This window comes from Altererythrobacter sp. KTW20L (genome assembly GCF_023501975.1).
Classification (GTDB): Bacteria; Pseudomonadota; Alphaproteobacteria; order Sphingomonadales; family Sphingomonadaceae; genus Alteraurantiacibacter.
Genome location: NZ_JAMFLH010000008.1, coordinates 30,671 through 53,151 on the forward strand (window position 1 = coordinate 30,671; position 22,481 = coordinate 53,151).

Annotated in this window: 25 protein-coding genes and 1 tRNA gene; 23 read left to right on the forward strand and 3 right to left on the reverse strand. The window is 63.9% G+C overall.

The window, feature by feature from the left end; translation table 11 throughout:
* The first annotated feature begins 703 nt into the window (after window positions 1-703).
* Both M3P36_RS09340 and M3P36_RS09345 read left to right on the forward strand, forming a co-directional pair.
* Window positions 704-1,453: a phosphatidylserine decarboxylase gene (locus tag M3P36_RS09340; protein ID WP_249703123.1), complete on the forward strand. Its 750-nt coding sequence runs from the start codon at window positions 704-706 to the stop codon at window positions 1,451-1,453.
* 35 nt (window positions 1,454-1,488) lie between these two features.
* A complete protein-coding gene (locus tag M3P36_RS09345; RefSeq protein ID WP_249703124.1) occupies window positions 1,489-2,343 on the forward strand; it encodes a CDP-alcohol phosphatidyltransferase family protein in 855 nt (284 codons plus the stop codon).
* Here the strand turns inward: M3P36_RS09345 and M3P36_RS09350 are convergent.
* On the reverse strand, window positions 2,285-2,539 hold the full coding sequence (locus M3P36_RS09350; protein WP_249702990.1) for a hypothetical protein: 255 nt from the start codon (window positions 2,537-2,539) through the stop codon (window positions 2,285-2,287). The genes M3P36_RS09345 and M3P36_RS09350 overlap by 59 nt on opposite strands.
* 339 nt (window positions 2,540-2,878) lie before the next feature.
* On the opposite strand from M3P36_RS09350, the gene rpsB reads away from it, so the two are divergent.
* From rpsB to rpmE, 12 genes are all read left to right on the forward strand, one after another.
* Complete coding sequence (rpsB, locus tag M3P36_RS09355; protein WP_249702991.1) at window positions 2,879-3,718, forward strand: 30S ribosomal protein S2; 840 nt, start codon at window positions 2,879-2,881, stop codon at window positions 3,716-3,718.
* 82 nt (window positions 3,719-3,800) lie between these two features.
* Window positions 3,801-4,727 (forward strand): translation elongation factor Ts, encoded by a 927-nt coding sequence (tsf, locus tag M3P36_RS09360; protein ID WP_249702992.1) that lies wholly within the window; start codon window positions 3,801-3,803, stop codon window positions 4,725-4,727.
* A gap of 339 nt (window positions 4,728-5,066) precedes the next feature.
* Window positions 5,067-5,780 (forward strand): UMP kinase, encoded by a 714-nt coding sequence (pyrH, locus tag M3P36_RS09365; protein WP_249702993.1) that lies wholly within the window; start codon window positions 5,067-5,069, stop codon window positions 5,778-5,780.
* A gap of 11 nt (window positions 5,781-5,791) precedes the next feature.
* Window positions 5,792-6,349, forward strand: a complete 558-nt coding sequence (gene frr / locus M3P36_RS09370) for a ribosome recycling factor (RefSeq protein WP_249702994.1) — start codon at window positions 5,792-5,794, stop codon at window positions 6,347-6,349.
* Between the two features lie 124 nt (window positions 6,350-6,473).
* Window positions 6,474-7,157, forward strand: a complete 684-nt coding sequence (gene uppS, locus M3P36_RS09375) for a polyprenyl diphosphate synthase (RefSeq protein WP_349630562.1) — start codon at window positions 6,474-6,476, stop codon at window positions 7,155-7,157.
* Between the two features lie 132 nt (window positions 7,158-7,289).
* Window positions 7,290-8,063 carry a phosphatidate cytidylyltransferase gene (locus M3P36_RS09380; RefSeq protein ID WP_249702995.1) on the forward strand — a complete coding sequence of 258 codons (774 nt, stop codon included), beginning with the start codon at window positions 7,290-7,292 and terminating at the stop codon, window positions 8,061-8,063.
* A complete protein-coding gene (gene dxr, locus M3P36_RS09385; RefSeq protein ID WP_249702996.1) occupies window positions 8,060-9,214 on the forward strand; it encodes a 1-deoxy-D-xylulose-5-phosphate reductoisomerase in 1,155 nt (384 codons plus the stop codon). Before M3P36_RS09380 ends, dxr begins: the two co-directional genes overlap by 4 nt.
* Window position 9,215: 1 nt before the next feature.
* Window positions 9,216-10,346: an RIP metalloprotease RseP gene (gene rseP / locus M3P36_RS09390; protein WP_349630563.1), complete on the forward strand. Its 1,131-nt coding sequence runs from the start codon at window positions 9,216-9,218 to the stop codon at window positions 10,344-10,346.
* Between the two features lie 230 nt (window positions 10,347-10,576).
* Window positions 10,577-13,267 carry an outer membrane protein assembly factor BamA gene (gene bamA, locus M3P36_RS09395; protein WP_502798376.1) on the forward strand — a complete coding sequence of 897 codons (2,691 nt, stop codon included), beginning with the start codon at window positions 10,577-10,579 and terminating at the stop codon, window positions 13,265-13,267.
* Window positions 13,267-13,947 carry an OmpH family outer membrane protein gene (locus tag M3P36_RS09400; RefSeq protein ID WP_249702997.1) on the forward strand — a complete coding sequence of 227 codons (681 nt, stop codon included), beginning with the start codon at window positions 13,267-13,269 and terminating at the stop codon, window positions 13,945-13,947. The genes bamA and M3P36_RS09400 overlap by 1 nt, the downstream gene beginning before the upstream one ends.
* Entirely contained in the window at window positions 13,947-14,411 is a 465-nt protein-coding gene (gene fabZ / locus M3P36_RS09405; RefSeq protein WP_249702998.1) for a 3-hydroxyacyl-ACP dehydratase FabZ, read from the forward strand. The genes M3P36_RS09400 and fabZ overlap by 1 nt, the downstream gene beginning before the upstream one ends.
* A 255-nt stretch (window positions 14,412-14,666) precedes the next feature.
* Complete coding sequence (rpmE, locus tag M3P36_RS09410; RefSeq protein WP_249702999.1) at window positions 14,667-14,894, forward strand: 50S ribosomal protein L31; 228 nt, start codon at window positions 14,667-14,669, stop codon at window positions 14,892-14,894.
* Between the two features lie 63 nt (window positions 14,895-14,957).
* Here rpmE and M3P36_RS09415 read toward each other — a convergent pair whose 3' ends face one another.
* The gene (locus M3P36_RS09415; protein WP_249703000.1) at window positions 14,958-15,398 is read right to left on the reverse strand and encodes a GFA family protein; all 441 of its coding nucleotides are present in this window, start codon (window positions 15,396-15,398) and stop codon (window positions 14,958-14,960) included.
* Entirely contained in the window at window positions 15,395-16,027 is a 633-nt protein-coding gene (locus M3P36_RS09420; RefSeq protein ID WP_249703001.1) for a prolyl hydroxylase family protein, read from the reverse strand. Before M3P36_RS09420 ends, M3P36_RS09415 begins: the two co-directional genes overlap by 4 nt.
* 191 nt (window positions 16,028-16,218) lie before the next feature.
* Between M3P36_RS09420 and M3P36_RS09425 the strand changes: the two genes are divergently transcribed.
* From M3P36_RS09425 to M3P36_RS09465, 9 genes are all read left to right on the forward strand, one after another.
* Window positions 16,219-16,295, forward strand: a tRNA-His gene (locus M3P36_RS09425).
* 65 nt (window positions 16,296-16,360) lie between these two features.
* A complete protein-coding gene (locus M3P36_RS09430; protein WP_249703002.1) occupies window positions 16,361-17,425 on the forward strand; it encodes a Glu/Leu/Phe/Val family dehydrogenase in 1,065 nt (354 codons plus the stop codon).
* A gap of 95 nt (window positions 17,426-17,520) precedes the next feature.
* The gene (ccmC, locus tag M3P36_RS09435; protein ID WP_249703003.1) at window positions 17,521-18,252 is read left to right on the forward strand and encodes a heme ABC transporter permease CcmC; all 732 of its coding nucleotides are present in this window, start codon (window positions 17,521-17,523) and stop codon (window positions 18,250-18,252) included.
* Between the two features lie 4 nt (window positions 18,253-18,256).
* The gene (locus tag M3P36_RS09440) at window positions 18,257-18,397 is read left to right on the forward strand and encodes a hypothetical protein (RefSeq protein ID WP_249703004.1); all 141 of its coding nucleotides are present in this window, start codon (window positions 18,257-18,259) and stop codon (window positions 18,395-18,397) included.
* Window positions 18,394-18,855 (forward strand): cytochrome c maturation protein CcmE, encoded by a 462-nt coding sequence (gene ccmE, locus M3P36_RS09445; RefSeq protein ID WP_249703005.1) that lies wholly within the window; start codon window positions 18,394-18,396, stop codon window positions 18,853-18,855. Before M3P36_RS09440 ends, ccmE begins: the two co-directional genes overlap by 4 nt.
* Window positions 18,852-20,816 carry a heme lyase CcmF/NrfE family subunit gene (locus tag M3P36_RS09450; RefSeq protein WP_249703006.1) on the forward strand — a complete coding sequence of 655 codons (1,965 nt, stop codon included), beginning with the start codon at window positions 18,852-18,854 and terminating at the stop codon, window positions 20,814-20,816. Before ccmE ends, M3P36_RS09450 begins: the two co-directional genes overlap by 4 nt.
* A complete protein-coding gene (locus tag M3P36_RS09455; protein WP_249703007.1) occupies window positions 20,813-21,349 on the forward strand; it encodes a DsbE family thiol:disulfide interchange protein in 537 nt (178 codons plus the stop codon). Before M3P36_RS09450 ends, M3P36_RS09455 begins: the two co-directional genes overlap by 4 nt.
* A complete protein-coding gene (locus M3P36_RS09460; protein WP_249703008.1) occupies window positions 21,346-21,768 on the forward strand; it encodes a cytochrome c-type biogenesis protein in 423 nt (140 codons plus the stop codon). Before M3P36_RS09455 ends, M3P36_RS09460 begins: the two co-directional genes overlap by 4 nt.
* Window positions 21,765-22,460 carry a tetratricopeptide repeat protein gene (locus M3P36_RS09465; RefSeq protein ID WP_249703009.1) on the forward strand — a complete coding sequence of 232 codons (696 nt, stop codon included), beginning with the start codon at window positions 21,765-21,767 and terminating at the stop codon, window positions 22,458-22,460. The genes M3P36_RS09460 and M3P36_RS09465 overlap by 4 nt, the downstream gene beginning before the upstream one ends.
* The last annotated feature ends 21 nt before the right edge of the window (window positions 22,461-22,481 follow it).

Below are 22,481 nucleotides of genomic sequence, written 5' to 3' on the forward strand. Positions count from 1 at the left end.
CCACCGACGAAATTGAGGCAGAGAAGATCGGCAGGGCGACGCGCATCATCATTGCCTTACGTAAGCCGATTAGTCGGTAAAGCACACCGAACTGACCTGGCACTATCCTAACTTGTGGCTAGCCAGAAACAAAAGCGGCCCGGTCACTGCCAGGAGCTGCCGAACGGTGGCAGTGCCACTACGACAACAGTCCGCCTGGCAGCGGGAGGCCCTGAATGACCTTACGGTTTGCGGCACGGCGAAGGGGCTTTCGCCAATGCCTAATTGCGGAATTAGCGGCAAAGATGACGAGACAGCGGGCATCACAGGGGTTAGGAAATCGCGAATGAGTGCACGTTCAAAACGCGATTTCGTTCATTTTTTCGTGGGATATGATTAATCGAACAGCTGTTATATTAACAAAAATGTGGGGGTGAATGTGGGGGTAAGGAATCAGTCGCTTCAAAAAATCAAGAGAGTACAATTCAGTATTTGAAAAGTTCGATACAAGCCCTGCCACCACCGGTGCCCTTCCTTCGACTGAGAGAATGAACAGGTGGAACATCGCCGCCGACGCGGCGTTGAGCGCTGACTGGGACAGGTCGCGCGCGGAGGATTGCGCAACCGACCGCCCGCCCATGCGTCAGAATCCGATCGGGGCAGTAGTCCACCGATTGTCCGTGCTACCCTTGTGCCGCTTGGCGCTAAGTCCTAGATGGAAGTGATGGCCGGAGAGTTGAAAGATAATCGCGGTCGCGGCGATGCGCAGTGGCGCTGGCCCGCGATCCACCCCGAGGGACGCAAGTTCGGACTGATTGGCGTGACGCTGTCATTGCTGGTCCTGCTCTGGCTTGACTGGGAACTGCTGGGTTGGCCGATGCTGGCACTGTCAGCCTTCGTCTTTGCCTTTTTCCGCGATCCGGAACGGGTGGTGCCGCAGGGGCACAATCTGATCGTTTCGCCCGCCGACGGGCTGGTGTCGCTGATCGTGATGACTCCTCCGCCGCCCGAACTGCAGCTCGACGACGAGACCGGTCGAGGCCTCGGGACCGAGCCGGTCATGCGTGTTTCGATCTTCATGTCGGTGTTCGATGTCCATATTAACCGCGCACCTGTGCCCGGCACGGTGAAGCGGATCGTCTATATCCCCGGACGTTTCATGAATGCCGACCTCGACAAGGCGAGCGAGGATAACGAGCGCCAGCACATCCTGATCGAAAAGGCCGATGGCCAGTCGATCGGCTTCACTCAGATCGCCGGTCTTGTGGCGCGGCGTATCGTGCCGTTCGTCAAGCCGGGTGACTTGGTGGCAGGCGGCCAGCGAATCGGTCTGATCCGTTTCGGCAGCCGGGTAGATGTTTACCTGCCGGCCGGTACCGACGCGAAGGTGCTGCTGGGTCAGAAGGTGATCGCGGGCGAGACCGTGCTGGCCGAAGTCGGGCGCCAGGCGCTGATCGAGGGCGTGAGCCTGTGACGATTCCGGTCCCGCCCTCCACGCCGGACGAGCCGATGGATCGGCCCGGCGGTGATGGCGAGGCATGGCTTGGTCCGCGGGCGAGCGAGGATGATCCGCCCGAACCAGCCTTGCGCAAGGGGCGGGGGCTGTCGCTCCGCGCGGTCATTCCCAATGCAATCACTGCCGCGGCCCTGTGTTCGGGCCTGACCGGCATTCGGTTTGCCATCGAGGGGCTGTGGGGACAGGCGTTGTTTGCCATCGTGCTGGCGGGCGTGCTCGATGCGTTGGATGGCCGCATGGCGCGGCTGCTGAAGGCGCAATCACGGTTCGGGGCGGAACTCGACAGCCTGGCCGATTCGCTGAGCTTCGGCATGGCCCCGGCACTGGTGCTGTTCCTGTGGTCGTTGCAGGATCTGCCGCGCCTCGGGTGGTTTGCCGCTCTCGGCTTTGCCATCTGCTGCGCGCTGCGACTTGCACGCTTCAATGCCCAGATCGATACCGAGGAGCAGCCGCACAAGTCTGCCGGCTTCCTCACCGGCGTTCCGGCCCCGGTGGGTGCAGGCCTCGCCTTCCTGCCGATGTTCCTGTGGCTGGCGAGCGGCGAAGGTGCATTCCGCGAGCCCTGGCTGGTCGGCATCTGGATGGTGCTGATCGCTTTCCTGATGATTTCCAACATTGCCACCCTTAGCTGGGCTTCGATCCGGCCCGGCAAGGAAATCCGCCTCGGGGCCATCGCCCTGGTGGGGCTGCTGTTTGCCGCGCTCCTGACAGAACCGTGGTGGACGTTGGCCCTGATCTGCGTGATCTACCTGGCGCTGATGCCGCTGGGGATAGCGCGCTATGCCCGGGTCAAGCGGCAGCGCAGTGCGGCGCGAAAATCTGCGGGCGGACCGGGCGTAACGGGCTGACTCTGTTGCCCGTCGGGTGGCGCACCTGCATCGTGCGGACTGGCGGAGCGGGCAGACGCCCAGCTTCCAACTCGCCAAGTTCGCGCAGGATCGACCGTGCCCCGGCGATCCCGCGGCGGACAGAAGCAATGGTGCTGAGCAAGGCAGCGGCGGCCAGGAGGCCGAGGAACAGCGAAATGGCAACAGTGGCAATCATGGTCTAAATCCTTGCCTCGTGCGCCGGACCTGCCGACGAGTGATCCAATGCGGGAAATCGGAACGCTGTTCCGCAGTTCCCTGTCTGTTCCATCTTGTTCCTTATCTGTTCCTGCATGTCAACCCCGTTCGCTTCGTCTTGAGCGAAGGATCGAATTCAACTGGCATTCTGCCGCGCTTGGGGCTAAGGCCCGCCCGTTGTCCAGGGTTCCGGCTATTCCAGTTGGGCCTGCGGGCGGCAAATTCGCATGGAAGGCACACATCGCCGGTGCCGTTCGCCAGCTTCTCGCTGCGTCCGGTTCCCCGCTTTCCAGAGGCATAACCGGAAAGGAATTTTGTTATGGCGGCTCCTACCGTCACGATGCAGCAATTGATCGAGGCTGGCGCCCACTTTGGCCACCAGACCCACCGCTGGAACCCGCGCATGAAGCCGTACATCTTCGGCGCGCGCAACGGAGTCCACATCATCGACCTGTCGCAGACCGTTCCCCTGTTCGCCCGCTCGCTCGACTTTGTCGCGCAGACCGTGCGTGCGGGTGGCAAGGTGCTGTTCGTCGGCACCAAGCGCCAGGCGCAGGAGCCGATCGCCCAGGCCGCGCGCGCTTGTGGCCAGCACTTCGTCAACCACCGCTGGCTTGGCGGCATGCTCACCAACTGGAAGACCATTTCGGGCTCCATCCGTCGTCTCAAGGCGCTGGAAGAGCAGCTTTCGAGCGGCGTTTCGGGCCTGACCAAGAAGGAAATCCTCCAGCTCACCCGTGAAAAGGACAAGCTGGAACTGTCGCTCGGCGGCATCCGCGATATGGGCGGCATCCCGGACGTGATGTTCGTGATCGACGCCAACAAGGAAGAGCTGGCGATCAAGGAAGCCAACGTCCTCGGCATTCCCGTGGTGGCGATCCTCGACACCAACGTGAACCCGCAGGGCATCGCCTTCCCGGTTCCGGGTAACGACGACGCCAGCCGCGCCGTGCGCCTCTACTGCGATGCCATTGCCCAGGCGGCGACCAAGGGTCGCACCGATGGCGTGGTCGATTCGGGCGCCGATGTCGGTTCGATGACCGCTCCGCCGGCCGAAGCTGCCGTGGTTGAGGAAGCTCCGGCTCCCGAAGCCGCTGCCGAAGCTCCGGCCGCCGCAGAAGCGCCTGTTGCCGAGGAAGCTGCCGCCGAACAGGCGTAAGCACTCCGTCACATTTGCATTCTAGCGCGCCGGGCCTCTCAAAAGGTCCGGCGTCGCCAATTCATTCAAGAGGAACAGACCGATGGCTGCTTTTACTGCCGCTGACGTGAAGAAGCTGCGCGACATGACCGGCGCGGGCATGATGGACGCCAAGAAGGCGCTCGACGAAACCAATGGCGACATCGAGGCCGCGGTTGACGCGCTGCGCGCCAAGGGCCTGGCCGCCGTGCAGAAGAAGTCCAGCCGCACCGCTGCCGAAGGACTGGTCGGCGTGGCCGTTGAAGGCACCCGCGGCGTGGCCGTGGAAGTGAACTCGGAAACCGATTTCGTCGCCAAGAACGAGCAGTTCCAGGACTTCGTGCGCAAGACGACCGAAGCTGCGCTCGCCCTGTCGGCTGACGATGTCGAGGCGCTGAAGGCCGCCCCGTATCCGGATGGCGGCACCGTGTCGGACAAGCTGACCAACAACGTGGCGACCATTGGCGAGAACCAGCAGGTCCGCCGGATGAAGACCGTGTCGGTCCAGAAGGGCGCTGTCGTGCCCTATATGCACACCGCCGCTGCTCCGAACCTCGGCAAGATCGGCGTGCTGGTCGCGCTGGAATCGGAAGCTTCGGCTGACGTTCTGGCGGATCTGGGCAAGAAGATCGCCATGCACATCGCCGCCGCCTTCCCGCTGGCGCTTGATGCCGATGGCCTCGATGCCGAAGTGATCGCGCGCGAACGCAAGATCGCCGCCGAAAAGGCCGCCGAAACCGGCAAGCCCGCCGACGTGCAGGCCAAGATGGTCGATGGCGCCGTGGCCAAATACGCCAAGGAAAATGCCCTGCTCAGCCAGGTCTTCGTGATGGACAACAAGACGCCCATCTCGGAAGTCGTGGCCCAGGCCGGCAAGGCCGCAGGCTCGGCCATCGTGCTGAAGGACTATGTCCGCTTCCAGCTCGGCGAAGGCATCGAGAAGGAAGTGACCGACTTCGCCGCCGAAGTGGCCGCCGCCGTAAAGGGCTGAGCGACACCTCCAGCGAAGCGTATTGCAGGCGGCCAAAGTGACACTGTCACTTTGGCCGTTTTGCTATGTGGCTGGCGCGTAAGGGAAATTTGCGCAAAACAAGGGTGACACTTCGCCGGAAATCCGGGGAGAGTTCGCGTCCGTCGCGGGCGCGTGGGGATCGACGGTGTGAAAGAGCCGCAGTGAGGCTAGGCGGGGCGGGGGGCTGTAGGAAAATGTAATCGCCACGCCCACCTGCTCACAACCCAGTCAACGCCCTTGGCAGGCCTAGCGCGCTCTTTATAAGGGCCGCACCCGGAAATCCGTGAACTAACCTCGCAACAAAGGCCCGACCCTCCCATGCTGCTGCCGAACACCAAACGCATCCTGCTCAAGCTTTCGGGCGAGGTGTTGATGGGCGACCAGCAGTTCGGCATCGATCCGGCCTTCGTGGCGGAGCTGGCGAAGGAGGTGAAGGCGGCCAAGGAAACGGGCTTGCAGATCTGCCTCGTCATCGGTGGCGGCAACATCTTTCGCGGCATGGCGGGCGCGGCGCAGGGGATGGACCGGGCCCAGGCCGATTACATGGGCATGTTGGCCACCATCATGAACGCGCTGGCGATGCAGAACGCGCTCGAACAGCTTGGCGTCGATACCCGGGTGCAGAGCGCGATCCAGATGGATGCCGTGTGCGAGCCGGTGATCCGCCGCCGCGCCGAACGCCACCTCGAAAAGGGCCGCGTGGTGATCTTTGCCGCCGGCGTCGGCAGCCCCTATTTTACCACCGATTCCGGCGCGGCGCTGCGCGCTGCCGAAATGAAGTGCGATGCCCTATTCAAGGGCACCAGCGTCGATGGCGTCTATGACAGCGATCCCAAGAAGAACGCCAGTGCAACCCGTTTCGAAACCGTCAGTTACGATAAGGTACTGGCAGATAATCTGAAGGTGATGGATGCCTCTGCCGTGGCCCTGTGCCGCGACAACCAGATCCCCATCGTGGTCTTCTCGATCCGCGAAAAGGGCAATCTGGCGCGCGTGCTGGCGGGCGATGGCGTGCAGACCCTGGTAAAGTAAGGACTGAGAATATGGCAAAGTATGACAAGGCCGATGTGGAGCGCCGCATGGCGGGCGCCGTGGAAAGCCTGAAGGGCGATCTTTCGGGCCTGCGCACGGGCCGCGCCAATGTGGCGCTGCTCGATCCGGTGGTGGTCGAGGTCTATGGCAGCATGATGCCGCTGAACCAGGTGGCCACGGTTTCCGCCCCCGAACCGCGCATGTTGAGCGTGCAGGTGTGGGACCGGTCGAACGTGATCCCGGTGGAGAAGGGCATTTCCCACGCCAACCTCGGCCTCAACCCGATCATCGACGGCCAGACGCTGCGCCTGCCGCTGCCTGATCTGACGCAGGATCGCCGCAAGGAACTGGCCAAGCTGGCCGGCAAATATGCCGAGAACGCCAAGATCGCCATCCGCAACGTCCGCCGCGATGCGATGGAAGCGCTGAAGGAAGACGAGAAGAAGAAGGAAATCTCCGAGGACGAGCGCAAGCGGCTGGAGGAAGAAGTCCAGAAGCTGACCGACAAGCACGTCGCCGATACCGACGCCACCGCCGCGGCGAAGGAAAAGGAAATCCTCACCCAGTGATGTCGCTGGAAACCTTCCTCCCCTCCTTTTCAAAGGTGGGGATCGAGGGGTGGTTGCGACGCGCCAGCGTCGTTCGGCCCCGCCACCACCCCCAACCCCCTCCTCTGAAGAGGAGGGGGCTTAAGTGAACACGCCTACGACCCCACGCCACGTCGCCATCATCATGGATGGCAACGGGCGCTGGGCCGCAAAACGCCGCCTGCCGCGCGCGATGGGCCACCGCGAGGGCGGGGAGGCCGTGCGCCGCGCGGTGAAGGCCTGCGAGGTGCTGGGGATCGAATGCCTCACGCTTTACGCCTTCTCTTCGGAGAACTGGAAGCGCGGCGAGGAGGAAGTGGGCGACCTGATGAAGCTGATGCGCCGCTTCATCGAGGCGAACCTCGATGACATGGTGGCACAGGGCGTGAAGCTGAAGCTGATCGGCGACCACACCGCGTTCGAGCCAGATATCGTTGCAAAGCTGGACCACGCGCTGGAGCGGACCAGGGGCGGCACACGCACGCTGGCCGTGGCGCTGAACTATGGCAGCCAGCAGGAGATCGCGCGCGCGGCGGCGAAGGCGGCTGCGGCTGCTGGCGAGGTGACGGTGGAAAGCATCGAGGCAAACCTCGACACTGCCGACCTGCCGCCATTGGACCTGCTGATCCGCACCAGCGGCGAGGTGCGCCTGAGCAATTTCCTGCTGTGGCAGGCCGCCTATGCCGAGATGGTATTCATGGACGTGCTGTGGCCGGACTTCGAGGAGAAGCACCTGCGCGAGGCGCTGGACGAATTCGCCAGGCGGGAGCGACGCTATGGCGGCCGGTAACATCCTCCCCATTCATGGGGAGGGGGACCACGATGTGGTGGAGGGGGCTCGCCGGTTACTCAGCGCCTGCTCGCCAACCCCTTCCACCCCCCTGCGGGCGGTCCCCCTCCCCGTGCGGGGGAGGATTTTTGCATGACCGACGAAAGCGTTCCTGTTCCGCTGACGGTGAAGACCTCGGACCTGAAGGTGCGGACGTTGTCGGCCGTGGTGATGCTGCTTGTGGCGGGCGGGGCGCTGTGGCTTGGGGGTATTTTCCTGCAAGCCTTTATTGCCTTGGTCGCCATTGCGACCCTTGGCGAGTTTGTCAGGCTGGTTTGGAAAGCATCGGCCAAGACGCTCAACCGTGCGCTCAGTGTACTGGCAGGGCTTCTTTACATCTCCGTCGCGGCAGTCGCACTCGCAAGTGGCGGACCTTCGATGGTCGTCATTCTCGTAGGAAGCGTCATCGCGGTCGATACATTCGCCTATTTTTCCGGGCGGACTTTTGGCGGCCCCAAAATTGCTCCTCGTATAAGTCCGTCCAAGACCTGGGCGGGATTGATCGGCGGAGCTTTCGGCGCCTCCCTGTTTTTCGTTGCGATGTTCCAGGGGGTGCCCGCCTATCAGTGCTGGCGCTATCTTCAGCTTCCGGAAGATCAGACGCAGTTCGCGTTCGACGGCCCGTGTTCATACATGCCTTGGGCGTTCAATCTGACTAACGTAGTACAAGTCCTGTTGGTCGGCCTTGTGGTTGCGGTAGTCGCTCAATGCGGAGATTTTTTCGAAAGCTGGCTCAAACGCAAAGCGGGTGTGAAAGACAGCTCCAACCTCATTCCCGGACATGGCGGCGTATTCGACAGGACTGACGGAGTGCTGGCTGTCAGTTTTGTCGTGGGGATCGTGATGCTGACAGATCGTTTGATATGACCCGCACCCTCACCATCCTCGGCGCAACCGGCTCCATCGGGGCCTCCACGCTTGACCTGATCCGGCAGAGCCGCGACCAGTGGCGGGTCAAGGCGCTGACCGCCAATTGCCAGTCCGCCGAACTGGCGCGGTTGGCGATTGAATTCGGGGCTGAGCTGGCGGTGGTGGGCGATGAAAGCTGCCTACCCGAACTGCGCGAGGCGCTCTCCGGCACCGGCATTGCAGCTGCAGGCGGGGCGCAGGCGCTGTGCGATGCGGCGGCGACGGGCGCGGATGTGACCGTGGCGGCCATTGTCGGCTGCGCGGGGCTGGCTCCCGTCATGGCGGCGGTGGAGCAGGGCGGCACCCTGGCGCTCGCCAACAAGGAAGCGCTGGTTTCGGCGGGCGATATCCTGATGGATGCGGTGCAGCGCCACGGGGCGACGCTGCTGCCCACGGACTCCGAGCACAATGCGATCTTCCAGTGCCTCCAGGGCAATGCCATCGAGGACGTGCGCTGGATCACGCTGACGGCCAGCGGCGGGCCGTTCCGCGAATGGAGCCACGAGCAACTCAGCAAGGCGACCCGCGAACAGGCGCTCAAGCATCCCAACTGGGACATGGGCGCCAAGATCACGGTCGACAGCGCGACCATGTTCAACAAGGGGCTGGAGCTGATCGAAGCCTGGCACCTGTTCCCCGTCGGTCTCGATAGGTTGCGCATCGTGGTCCATCCGCAAAGCGTGATCCATTCGATGGTCGAATACCGCGATGGCTCTACCCTGGCGCAGCTTGGCCCGAGCGACATGCGCGTGCCCATCGCCTCCTGCCTCGCCTGGCCGCAGCGGATGGACACGGCGTGCAAGCCGCTCGACCTCGCCACCATCGGCACGCTCAGCTTCTTCGCGCCCGATGAGGAGCGTTTTCCCGCCACAAAACTGGCGCGCGAGGCGGCAGAGGCGGGCGGGGCGGCACCTGCCGTACTCAATGCCGCGAACGAAGTGGCCGTCGCCGCTTTCCTCGCCGGTCAGATCACGTTCACGCAAATTTCGGCAATTGTCGCCAGAACCCTCGATTGTGCGCTGCCGCCTGCACCCACCAGCCTTGCAGAAGTGCTTGCGGTGGACGGCGAAGCGCGCCAGCGTGCCAGAATGATGTTGGAGCCTGCCTGACTTGCCCGAAACTCTGCAATCCGTTCCGCTGTGGATGATGGCGCTCGGCTTCCTGCTGATGCTGGGGCCGCTCATTACCCTGCATGAGCTGGGCCATTACCTTGTGGGGCGCTGGTTCGGGGTGAAGGCCAATGTCTTCTCGGTCGGCTTCGGCAAGGAAATTGCGGGCTATACCGACAAGCGCGGCACCCGCTGGCGGCTGTCAGCCCTGCCCATGGGCGGCTATGTCCAGTTTGCCGGCGACATGAGCCCGGCCAGCCAGCCGAGCGAGGAATATCTAGCCCTGCCGCAGGAAGAACGCGACAAGTGCTTCCAGGCCAAGCCGCTGTGGCAGAAGGCCCTGATCGTGGCCGCCGGTCCGGTCGCCAACGTGCTGATCGCCATCGGCATATTCGCCGCCTTCGCCATGATCTATGGCAAGCCGACCACGCCGCCGGTGATCGAGGGGTTCTCCGAAGATTCCGCCGCCATGGCCGCGGGGCTGGAGGAAGGCGACCGCATCGTGGCGATCGACAATGTGCAGATCACCGATTTCAACGATGTGCGGCAGTTTGTGGTGATCTATCCCGGCCGCACGGTGACAATCACCTATGAGCGCGACGGGCGGACGGACAGCGTGCCTGTCACCGTTGCTTCTGTCGATATGGTGGACCGCTTCGGCAACGAATCCCGCATCGGCGTTCTCGGCATTCTTACGACCACCACTGCCCGGGTTTTCGAGCCGACCGGTCCGATCGACGCCCTGGCCTTCGGCACCAGTTCGAGCTGGAGCGCGGCGAAGATGATGGTCGTCGGCATTGGCCAGATCATCACCGGCCAGCGCTCGGTGAAGGAGTTGGGTGGACCGATTTCGATGGCCAAGTTCAGCGGCGAACAGCTGAGCCTGGGGTGGCCGGAATTCATCAGTTTCGTGGCCTTCGTGTCGCTTAATTTGGCATTCATCAACCTGCTGCCAATCCCCGTCCTCGACGGTGGGCATCTGGCTTTCTACGCGGCCGAAGCGATCCGCCGGAAACCGGCCAGCCCGCGCAGTCAGGAATGGGCGTTCCGCACCGGGATGGCGCTTGTGCTATGCCTGATGCTGTTCGTGACGATTATCGACATTGCCAAGTTGCCCATATTCGGCAGCTAGGCGGCATAGGGGACCCAAGGCGGGAACAGCGGGGCGGGAACAGCGAGGCGGGGAAAATGATGGCTTCACCGGCGCCAAATGCGGCCTGATCGCTTGATCGAACAGGCCGCATCGGGCAAGGGGCGCCTTTCACCTTGCGGATGGTCACAATTACCGACTCCCCTTGCGGAGTCTCTTCGCTGCAAGGACGCAAGCGCAATGTCGTTGGGAATGGACGGATGATGAGCTTTATGGCGCAACACGCGCACGGCAAGACAGCTTCGAAATTCGCCGTGGCCCTGTTGGGCTGCACCGTGCTTGCCGGACTGCCTGTTGCTGCGTTGGCACAGGAACCGGCCGTGCAGCAGACTCCGGCACCGGCCGCGCCCGCCGAGCAGGGCGAGGTGATCCGCTCGATCACCGTGGTCGGATCGCAGCGGCTGGAGCCCGAAACGATCCGCAGCTATATCCAGTTGCGCGAAGGCCAAGTCTATACCGCTGCCCGCGCCGACCAGGCGCTGATCGACCTTGCGGCGACCGAGCTGTTTGCCGATTACCGCATTACCCACAGCAGCGGCAACGTAACCATCACGGTCGAGGAAAACCCGATCATCAACCGCGTCCTGCTGGAAGGCAACCGGCGCATCAAGGACGACAAGCTGCGCGAGGAAATCAACCTCTCGCCGCGCCAGATCTTCACCCGCAGCCGCGTGCGGGCAGACGTCGCCCGCATTATCGAGCTGTACAAGCGCCAGGGCCGCTATGCCGCCACGGTCGAACCGCAGATGGTCATGCTCGACCAGAACCGCGTGGACGTGATTTTCGAGATTACCGAAGGTCCCAAGTCCAAGGTCCGCCAGATCAACATCATCGGCAACGAGGCGTTCTCGGACGGCCGGCTGAGGGGCGAGATGGTCACCAAGGAATCGGGCCTGCTGAAGATCTTCAGCTCCAACACCAGCTACGATCCCGACCGTCTGCAGTATGACCAGCAGCTGCTGCGCCAGTTCTACCTGACCGAAGGCTATGCCGATTTCCGCGTCGTGTCCGCCGTGGCCGAACTCACGCCCGACAAGCGCGATTTCATCATCACCTATGTGCTGGAAGAAGGCGAACGCTACCGCTTCGGCAATGTCGAGGTGGTCAGCCAGCTGCGCGATTTCGACAGTGACCGCCTGACCCAGTCGATCCGCATCCAGGAAGGGGACTGGTACAACGCGGAGCTGGTCGATAACACGATCGAGCAGTTGACCGACACGGCCGGCACCTTCGGATATGCCTTCGCCCAGGTGCGCCCGCAGTTCGTGCCGAACCGCGAAAATCGCACGATGGACGTGCGTTTTACCCTGAGCGATGCGCCGCGCGTCTATGTCGAGTCCATCGAGATCAACGGCAATACGATCACCCAGGACAAGGTGGTGCGCCGTGAATTCCGCCTGGTGGAAGGCGATGCCTTCAGCTCGCTCCAGGTGGCCCGGACTACGGCCCGGATCAACTCGCTGGGTTACTTCCAGGAAAACTTCGAGGTCGAGCAGGTCGAGGGCAGCGCGCCCGATCGTATCGTGCTCCAGGCCAACCTGCAGGAGCGCCCGACCGGCGAACTGACCCTGTCGGCCGGCTTCTCCAGCCTTGAAAGCTTCATTTTCCAGGGATCGATCCGGCAGAACAACTTCCGCGGGCGCGGCCAGTCGGTCGGCCTGTCGCTGAACTACTCACGCTATTCGCGCTCGGGTTCGATCAGCTTTACCGAACCCTACCTGTTCGATCGCAACATCTCGGCCGGCGTGGATATCTACCGGCAGGATTACAACAACGGCTTCTTCAACAGGCAGAGTGCGACCTACGAACAGTCCACCACGGGTATTGCCTTCCGTGCCGGTGTGCCGCTGACGGAATATCTGTCGCTGATCGGGCGCTATACGCTCAACATCGAAGACGTGACGATCGACGAGAACCAGTTCTTCGCCGATTTCGACGGTGACGGGGTGCGTCAGTGCGAACCGCTGCTGGCCGGACGCTACCTGTGCGATGCCATCGGCAACCGGGTGAATTCGATCCTTGGCCTGTCGCTGGTCCACGATACGCTCAACAACCGCCGCCGCCCGACGAGCGGTTCGGTGCTTAGCGCCAGCGTCGATTTTGCCGGGCTGGGCGGCAGCACGCGCTATCTGCGGGCCCGGCTCAACGGTTCGAAGTTCTTCGATCTGGGGAGCAATTTCATTTTCTCGCTCCGGGCCGAGGGCGGCGCGATCAGTGGCATTGGCGACGAAGTGCGCCTGACCGACCGCTTCCAGCTGGGTGAGCCCGATATCCGCGGGTTCGACATCCGCGGCATCGGGCCGCGGGTTATTCGGCGCCTTTACGAAAGGGATGCCGATGGTGTTCAAGTCCTGCTTCCGATCGACGACGAGCGTAATCCCAATGACGCACTGGGCGGCCGCTTCTACTACTTCGGCCGGGCAGAGCTGGAAATCCCGCTCGGTTCGGGTGCGCGCGAGATGGGCCTTCGTCCTTCGCTCTTCGCCGATATCGGTTCGGTCTGGGGCGTCCGCCGTCCGCAATTGATCAACAGCCCGCTGCCCGATGGCCTGTTCGTGCCGCAGCTGAACGGCGAAGGGCAGCAGTTGTATAGCCAGCTGAACGACTCAACGTTAACGGGCACTCCTCCGACCTGTACCGGCACGGTTGTCCAGGTAACCAATCCGGTCAATCCCAATCCCGGATGTCTGGAAAGCGCGACCAACAACCCGCTAGGACTGCGGCTTCAGCCGTTCGTCGAGGAATTTTACGGCAACACCCCCAAGCCGCGTTTGACGGTGGGTGTTGGCGTCAACTGGAACTCGCCGTTCGGCCCGTTCCGCATCGATCTCGCCTATGACGTGCTCAGCCAGCCGGGCGATGAAACAAAGACCTTGTCCTTCAACGTAGGAACCTCTTTCTGATGATCAAATACTTCATCAAGCCGGCCCTTGCGGCCGCTATCATCCCCGCGCTCGCCATTGCCGTTCCGGCAGCGGCGCAGGTCAACGGCATGGCCGTGACCGAGCCTGCCGTGGCCGTGGCCAGCAGCCAGGCCCTGCAGACCGGCTTCCAGCAGATCGCCACCACCTATGCTGCACAGATCACCCAGCGCGACCAGCTGAGCGCCCAGCGCAACCAGCTGCTGCAGACGCTGGACACCAACAATGATGGCCAGGTTGACGAAGCCGAGCAGGCCGTCCTGACCCCTGACAATCCCACCGTGGTGCAGATCAACACGCTGGACGACCAGATCAACGCTGCCCAGGCGCCGATTCAACTGGCCCAGGCCTATGTCGTCAGCCAGGTTGGCCAGCAGTATGGCGCGGCCGTGCAGCAGGTCATTACCGATCGTTCGATCCAGGTGATGCTGTCGCCCGAAGCCGTCGTCTTTGCCACTGACGGCATGGATGTGACGCAGTTCGTGGTCACCGCGCTCAATGCCCGCGTGCCTTCGGTCACGGTTACTCCGCCGGCCGGCTGGCAGCCCAACCAGGCGATCGTGAACCTCTACCAGCAGGTCCAGCAGGTCTTCGCCATTGCCCGCCAGCAGCAGGCTGCCGGTGCAAACGGCGCGGCGGCTCCGGCGACCGAGGGGCGGTAATGGGAGCTGAGGCCGACAAGCCTTACGATATCGCGCGTATCCTGAAGGCCCTGCCGCATCGCTATCCGATGCTGCTGGTAGACCGGGTGGCCGAACTGAAAGTGGGCGAGGAGATCACCGCGATCAAGGCGGTGACCTTCAACGAACAGTTCTTCCAGGGCCACTTTCCCGGCCGCCCGATCATGCCCGGCGTCCTCCAGATCGAGGCGCTGGCACAGGCTGCCGGCATCCTCGCGGTGGAGACGCTGGAACTGGCGGGTTCGGGCAAGCTGGTCTATTTCATGGCCATCGACAACGCCAAGTTCCGCAGCCCGGTGGAACCCGGCGTGCTGCTGGAACTGAAAGCCGGCTTCCTCCAGCAGCGCAGCCGCGTCTGCAAGTTCTGGGGCAAGGCCAGTGTGGATGGCAAGGTGACCTGCGAAGTCGAATTCACCGCCATGATCGCGGACGCGCCTGCGTCCTGATTGCGAAGCCGCATCCGCGGCTTCGTCCTCGGTGCTGATCCTCCGCTACGCTGCGGGCACCTGCGGGCGGGCGGTCGCCCTTTGGGACCCCGCGGGTCCGGGACGGGCTTCTCCCCTCCCGCTTGCGGGAGGGGCCGGGGGTGGGCCTGTTTCAGTCTTGTCATTGTCGTCTCGTGACGCTAAGCGCCGCGCTTTCCGAATTCACACCCATCTGCAGGCCGGTCGGTACCGGCCACATGCAAAAGGAATACTGCCATGAAGGCCGATACGCATCCCGATTACCACATGATCACGGTCAAGATGACCGATGGCACCGTGTTCCAGACCCGCACCACCTGGGGCAAGGAAGGTGACACGATGAACCTGGAAATCGATCCGACCAGCCACCCGGCCTGGACCGGCGGCCCGCAGCGCCTGCAGGATGGCGGTCGCGTGGCCCAATTCAACAAGCGTTTCGGCGGGCTCAGCCTCAAGAAGTCGTAAGACTTCGCGCCAACGGCAACAGACAAGGGCGGTCCTGCGGGGCCGCCCTTTTCGTTTGAGGCCTTACCAGCCGTCCCTGGCCCACTTGCCATCGGGCGAGGGCGCGAATTTCAGAGTGCCTGCCAGGCTCCGGACGCCATCGTTGTCGAGGCTGTGGTGTTGCCCGTCATTGACCGGCATTTCGGCAAAGTCCTCATACACCGCTACGCCATCAATGGTCGCCGCACTAATTGCATAAAGATGCGGGTCTGATCGCGCCTGGTGGAAGCAGTGGATGCCGCAGTTGGAACAGAACCAATGCTGCGCCACCCCGGTGTTGAAGCGATAGGCCTTCAGCACGTCCTCGCCCGCAGTGATCGTCAGGGCGGCCAGCGGCACATAGACCATCGCCGCGCCCTTCTTCGCGCAGATCGAGCAGTTGCACCGCGAGGGCTTCAGCTCATCCGGCAGGTCGACCGCGAACCGCACCTGGCCACAGTGGCAGCCACCTTCACCCACGGTCATCCCCATTCCCTCTCGCGATACCACTTGGTCAGCACATATTTCATGCCCGACCGCACCTTCATCCCGTGGTGGAGGGTGTTCGGGTTGCACCGGCCATCGGGGCGGCGGTTGTTCCAGCACACCAGCTTGCCCACTTCCGGCTGGAACGTCTTGCCCAGCACCTTGAACCGCGTGCCGCCACCTGCGGCCACTTCGTTGAGATAGACCATGAAGGTCCAGGTGCGATTGCCCGATACGGAACAGAAGCGCGGGTAATCGACGCCATCGGGTTCGAAATAGTCGGTGTGCGCCTTGAATTCCTGCCCCACGGCATAGCGCTGGCCCTGTAGTGGCTCGCCATGCGCGGGGTCGATGTGGTTCAGTGCGAACAGCTTCGCCTCCAGTTCCTGCACTGCGGGTTCTGTCGGATCGAGATCGCAGGTCTCGCTGGTGCGGAAGGCATAGTCGCCGTTCATGTTGGCCAGTTTGGACGGGCGGCGATCCTTTTCCACCAATGTCACCAGTTCGGCGGCGAGGGCGGGGGAGAGGAAGCGGGGGAAATCGAACAGTTCCAGCCGCTCGCTCGGCACGCGGCGCAGGCCGGGGGTGGCCAGGAGGATGTCGGCGGAGGTTTCACCCGGATTCGGCATAGGTGTGTGATAGCCCCGCACGCTCTGCCGACAAGCGCGAAAGATTGTTGCGCGGGCGCCGATGCCACGCACTTTTCACTTTGCAAGCCGCCTGCCTTGTGCAACAGGCAGCCGCCCGTGCGGCAAGGGGGTTGACCCCCGGCCCGAGCGGCCTATCAGCCGCGCATCTTGGCATGCGTGCCTGGGACATGGCGATCGTAGCTCAGTTGGTTAGAGCGCCGGTTTGTGGTACCGGAGGTCGCGGGTTCAAACCCCGTCGATCGCCCCATTTCCCAGCATTTCCTGCCCGAACCGAAACCACGAACGGGCCACACCCTCAAACGAACTGGCACGATGACCGCATTCTGGACCAGCGCCGATTGGGACGAGCACGAGCGTGTCGAGCTGGTGCACGATCGCGCCAGCGGCCTGACCGCGATCATCGCCCTCCATTCCACCCACCTTGGCCCCGGCGCGGGCGGCACGCGGTTCTGGCACTATGCCGACCCGGCCGCCGCGATGAAGGATGCCCTGCGCCTGTCGCGCGGGATGAGTTACAAGAACGCCATGGCCGGCCTGCCGATGGGCGGGGGCAAGGCGGTGGTCCTGCTCGACCAGGATCGCACCCGCACGCCCGCCATGCTGGCCGCTTTCGGCGATGCGATCGAGGCATTCGGCGGGCGCTATGTGACGGCAGAGGATGTTGGCGCGAGCGAGGCCGATATGGTCGCCATCGCCGCGCGCACGGCGCACGTTTGCGGCTTGCCCGCCAGCGAAGGCTCGGCAGGCGGTGATCCCGGGCCGTTTACCGCGCGCGGCATCTACCTCGGCATCAAGGCTGCCGTGGCGCACCGGCTGGGCCGCGACAGCGTGGAAGGCGTCCATGTGGCCGTGCAGGGCTGCGGCAGCGTGGGCGGCGGCGTGGCGCGCCTGCTTGCGGCAGAGGGCGCGCGGCTGACGTTGGCCGATATCGATGCCGCCCGGGCAGAGGCACTGGCGGCAGAACTGGGCGCAACGGCGGTCGACGCCTCGGCGATCATGGAAGTTCCCTGCGACGTGTTTAGTCCCAATGCGCTCGGCGCGATCCTCGATGCGCAGAGCGTGGCGCGGCTAGCCTGCAGCATCGTGGCGGGCGGGGCGAACAACCAGATCGCTACGTCGGCCGATGGTGTTGCGCTGGCCAAGCGCGGGATCCTCTATGCGCCGGACTATGTCATCAACGCCGGCGGGATCATCAATGTCAGCCTGGAATATCTCGCGCGGCAAAAGGGCGTGCCGGGTGACCTGGCCGAAGTCGAACGGATGATCGGCGGCATCCCTGACCGGCTGCTGGCCGTGTGGCGCGAATGCGAGGCGACCCGCCTCGGCGCGGACCGGGTGGCAGACCGCATGGCGCAGGTGCTGATCGGGCGCGGCTGATACATTTGGGAATGCCGATTTTCTCCGACTTTGCTTGAGGTTCGGGTGCAGGAATGCCAAAGGGACAAACGCAATTTGCCCCCCAGAATGGTATCATGCACGGTTTCGCCAATCCCGCCCGCTTCCTCAGGATTGCCACATGGCTGACCCCGCTGCTGCTGGTGTCGGGGCTGGTGCTGGGCATGGGCGCGCTCGGCTGGGCCTGGTTTAACTATCCGCCAGACCGGCTGATGGGGGATTCGGTAAAGATCCTGCCGCTTCACGTGGCCACCGCATGGCTCGGCATGGGGGGCTGGATGTCCATCGCCATTGCCAGCCTGGTCGAACTGGTATGGCGCCATCCCTTGGCCGCCATCGCCGCGCGGGCCTCTGCCGTGCCCGGTGCAGTGTTCACCTTCGTGTGCCTTGCCACCGGCTCGATCTGGGGCCGTCCGACATGGGGTACATGGTGGGTATGGGACGGGCGGCTGACCTCCATGCTGGTGCTGCTGTTCCTTTATTTCGGCTATATCGCCCTCTCCGGAGCCTTGGCGCGGGAAGGCGCGAGCACCCGCATCGCCGCGATCTTCGGACTGGTCGGTGCAATCAACATCCCGATCATCAACCGCAGCGTGGTGTGGTGGAATTCGCTGCACCAGCCACCTTCCATCACCATGGGCAATTCGGCGATCGACCCGGCCTTCCTCTATCCGCTGCTGATCTGCACGCTCGGCTTCTCCCTGCTGTTCGGCGGGGTGGTGTTGGCGCGGATGCGCACCATATTGGCAGAAGTGCAGGCCGAAGCGCGATTGCGCCGCAAGGCAATGCAGGCGGCAGAGGGGTTCTAGGCCGATGCGCGAGACGTTCGACATGATGCTGTTCGTCAACGCGGCCTATGCCGTGGGCATTGCCAGCACCCTGGCGATGGTGGCGTGGAGCTGGATCGCCATGCGCCGCGCCGAGCGGCGCCGAGAGGAGACACGCAGCCAATGACCACAGGTATCAAGCCCAAGCACCAGCGGCTGGTGCTGCTGGTGATCGCGCTGGTCGCGCTGCTGGGCGCTGGCCTTCTGGCGGCATGGGCGCTGCGCAACCAGGCGAACTATTTCTATCTGCCGCAGGAAATCGTGGCCGATGCGCCCGCGCCGGACGAAGCCGTGCGCCTGGGTGGCATGGTGGAGACAGGATCGATCCGCACCGATGCCGATGGCATCACCGTGCACTTCATCGTCGGTGACGGAGCTGCGCGCGTCCCGGTGAGGTTTACCGGCATCGTCCCTGCGCTGTTCGTGGAAGATTCGGGCGTGGTGGCGGAAGGCAGCATGGGCACAGACGGCACCTTCATCGCCTCCAACCTCCTCGCCAAGCATGACGAGAACTACATGCCAAGCGAGCTCGAAGGCATGAGCCGCGAGGAAGTGCGCGAGCAGGTAGAGGCGACGGTGCTATGATCGCCGAACTTGGTCTGGTCGCCCTGTGGCTCTGTGCGGCCCTGGCTGGACTGCAGCTTGTCGCCGGTATTGCCGGGCTGCAGGGGAGTGCCGGGCTGGCCGGGCTCGCCATGCTGGCAAGACCCGCAGCGCTGGTGCAGGCGCTGCTCTGCGCCCTGTCGTTCGGCGTCCTGCTCTACCTGTTTGCCGTGACAGACCTGTCGGTGAACCTGGTCGCGATGAATTCCCATTCCGACAAGCCGATGATCTTCAAGCTTTCCGGCTCGTTCGGCAATCACGAAGGCTCGATGTTGCTGTGGGTCACTGTGATGGCGCTGGCAGGCGGGTTGATCGCGGCGCTGGAGCGGCGTCTGCCCGAACGGACCATGATGGCGACGCTGGGCGCGCAGGCCTTTGTGGCGCTGGGCTTCTATGCCTTCCTGCTGCTGAGCTCCAACCCGTTCGAGCGGCTTTCGCCCGCACCGGCACAGGGCAATGGCCTCAACCCACTGTTGCAGGACATCGGCCTGGCCTTCCATCCGCCGACCCTCTATTTCGGCTATGTCGGACTGTCGGTTGCGTTCAGCATTGTGGTCGGTGCCTTGCTCACACGGCAGGTTACGCCGGAATTCGCCCGCGTGATGCGGCCGTGGATACTGGGAGCCTGGGTGCTGCTCACGATCGGTATCGTCGCGGGCTCCTACTGGGCCTATTACGAACTGGGCTGGGGCGGCTGGTGGTTCTGGGATCCGGTGGAGAACGCCGCGCTGATGCCGTGGCTGGCGGCGACAGCGCTGCTCCATTCGGCCAGCGTGCTGGCTTCGCGCGATGCGCTGCGGGCCTGGACCGTGCTGCTGGGCGTGATCGCCTTTTCGATGTCGATGCTGGGTACTTTCCTCGTGCGCTCGGGCATCCTGACCAGCGTCCATGCCTTTGCTGTCGATCCCGAACGCGGCAGCTTCATCCTGGCGCTGTTGACGATCTATATCGGCGGTGCGCTGGTGCTGTTCGCCCTCCGCGCCGGCACCGTGGCCGAAGGCGAACGCTTCACCGTGATGAGCCGCGAAGGCGCACTGGTGGTGAACAACGTCGCCTTGTCGGCCATTCTCGGCATTGTCCTGCTCGGCACGCTCTATCCGCTGCTGACCGAGGCGTTCGATGTGCGGGTTTCGGTGGGGCCGCCCTATTTCAATCCGGTGAGCGCGATTTTCGTGCTGCCGATGCTGGTGGTGCTGGCCGTAGGGCCATTGCTCCACTGGCGGCGCGACAGCTTTGCCCGCATCCGGCCGATGTTCCTTGCGCTGGTCGGGCTTGGCGCGGTCGTGCTGCTCGGCGTGTGGCTGTGGTCGGGCATTGCCATCCTGCCGCTGCTGGGCATCACCCTGGCTGCAATGGTGGCCGTTGGCAGCCTCCTGCCGCTGCGAGGCCGCAACCTGCGCCGAATGCCGCTGGCGGTCTGGGGCATGGTGATCGCACACTTCGGCGTGGCCGTGGCCTTGTTCGGCATGGCGGCCGATACGGCTTACCAGCAGGAACGGCTGGTGGCGGCCAATGTGGGTGACATTATCGAGGTCGGTCCGTGGACCGGAACCCTGGCGGGCGTGGTCCCGGTGTCGGGCCCCAACTGGCAGTCGATCGAAGCCTCGCTGGCCGTCAGCTACAAGGGCGGGGAACCGATCATGACCCATCCGCAGGCGCGCGCCTTCTGGTCGCCGCCGACCGAGACGAGCGAAGTGGCGCTGGTTACCCGCTGGAACGGCCAGCTCTACGCCGCGCTGGGCAACCAGGCCGAGGACGGGCGCTGGCAGGTGCGGCTGTGGTGGAAGCCGTTCGTGACCTGGATCTGGTACGGCGGCTTGCTGATCGCGCTTGGCGGCGCAATTGCCCTCATGGGCCGGCTGTCGGTGGATCTGCGACGGCGCTGGGCGCAGCGCAAGATCGCCGATCGCAAGGTCGATCAGGCCGAAAGAGCAGCAGGATGAAGCGGCTGCGCATCTTCCTGTGGGTGCTGGTGGCGGTCGTCGGCGGCCTGTTCGTCCTGTTCGGTTACCAGCTTACCCAGCCGAAGGACGAATTCATCCAGAGCGCAATGGTCGGCGAACCACTGCCGGATTTTGACTTGCGCCCGGCAATCGACACCATGCCCGGCCTGTCCAAGGCCGATCTTGCCGACGGCAAGCCGAGGCTGGTCAACATCTTTGCCAGCTGGTGCCTGCCGTGCCGGGCCGAGGCACCGCAGCTTGAAACCCTGCGCGCCGCCGGGGCCGACATCGTTGGGATCGCCATCCGAGACCGGCCTGAAGACGTGGCCATGTTCCTCCAGCTCTATGGCAACCCGTTCACCGCCATCGGCGCGGACGACATCAGCCAGGTCCAGCTCGAACTGGGGTCCTCTGGTGTGCCCGAGACTTTCGTGATCGATGGCAACGGCGTGATCACCTACCAGCATATCGGCGATATCCGGCCCGAGCATGTGCAGACCATTCTGTACCAACTGCGTGAGGCGGGGGCATGAGGCGGCTCTTGCTTGTAACGGCCCTTGTGCTGTCATCTCCGATGCCGCTCGCCGCGCAGGACAGCCTGCCGCCGGCGCCCTATGCCTACCAGCAACTGGATGATCCGGAACTGGAGGCCAAGGCCACCGACCTGATGCACACGCTGCGCTGCCTCAAGTGCCAGAGCCAGTCGATCGCCGACAGCGATGCGCCGATGGCGGGCGACATGCGCCACCAGGTCCGCACGCGTATCGCTGCGGGGGAAAGCCCGGCCGAAGTGCGCCAGTGGCTGGTTGATCGCTATGGCGAATATGTCAGCTATCAGCCGCGCGTCACCGCCAGCACGTGGCCACTGTTCGTCGCCCCGCTGCTGGTGTTACTGCTGGCCGCGTTCATCCTGCGCGGTCGGCTCGTCAAGCGTAAGGAACCGGGCAAATGAGCTGGATCATGGCAATCGGCCTCGCCCTTGCAGCCTTTGTCGTGGCGGTGGCCGCGTTCCGCCTGCCGCGCATGACGTGGGCCAGCCTTGCGGCGGCGCTGGTGTTCGGCCTGGCGGGCTATACGCTGCAGGCCAGCCCCGATCTGCGCGGCGCGCCTGCTTCGCTGGCCCGCACTGCCTATTCCGACGAATGGCAGCTGACCGATGCCCGCCGCCTGCTGGTGGGCGATGAATACCGTTCGCGCAGCAACTGGCTGGTCACCGCCGATGCCTTTGCAAGCCGCGGACAGTTTACCGATGCGGCCGATTTTCTGCGCATCGCGGTGGAGCAGAACCCGGCCGATTTCGAAGCCTGGCTGGCGCTCGGCAATGTCCTCACCGAACAGGCCGATGGCGTGCTGACCCAGGCTTCGGTCTATGCCTATCGCGAGGCGAGCACGATTGCGCCGGACAACCCCGCACCCGGCTATTTCCTTGGCCTTGCGTTGATCCGGCAGGGCCGGATGATGGATGCCCGCGGGGTGTGGCGCAGCGCGCTCGACCAGATGGGCGAGGATGGCACCGAAGCCCAAGCCTTCATGGCCGAACGGACCGAGCGGCTTGAGACCATGCTGGCGCAGGCAGGGGCGATTCCGGCAGGTGAAACTGCCGTCGGGCAGGGCGTCGAACCTGCGGAAGTAGGTGCCGAGTAGCGCTGCGTTGCAGCATGTTGC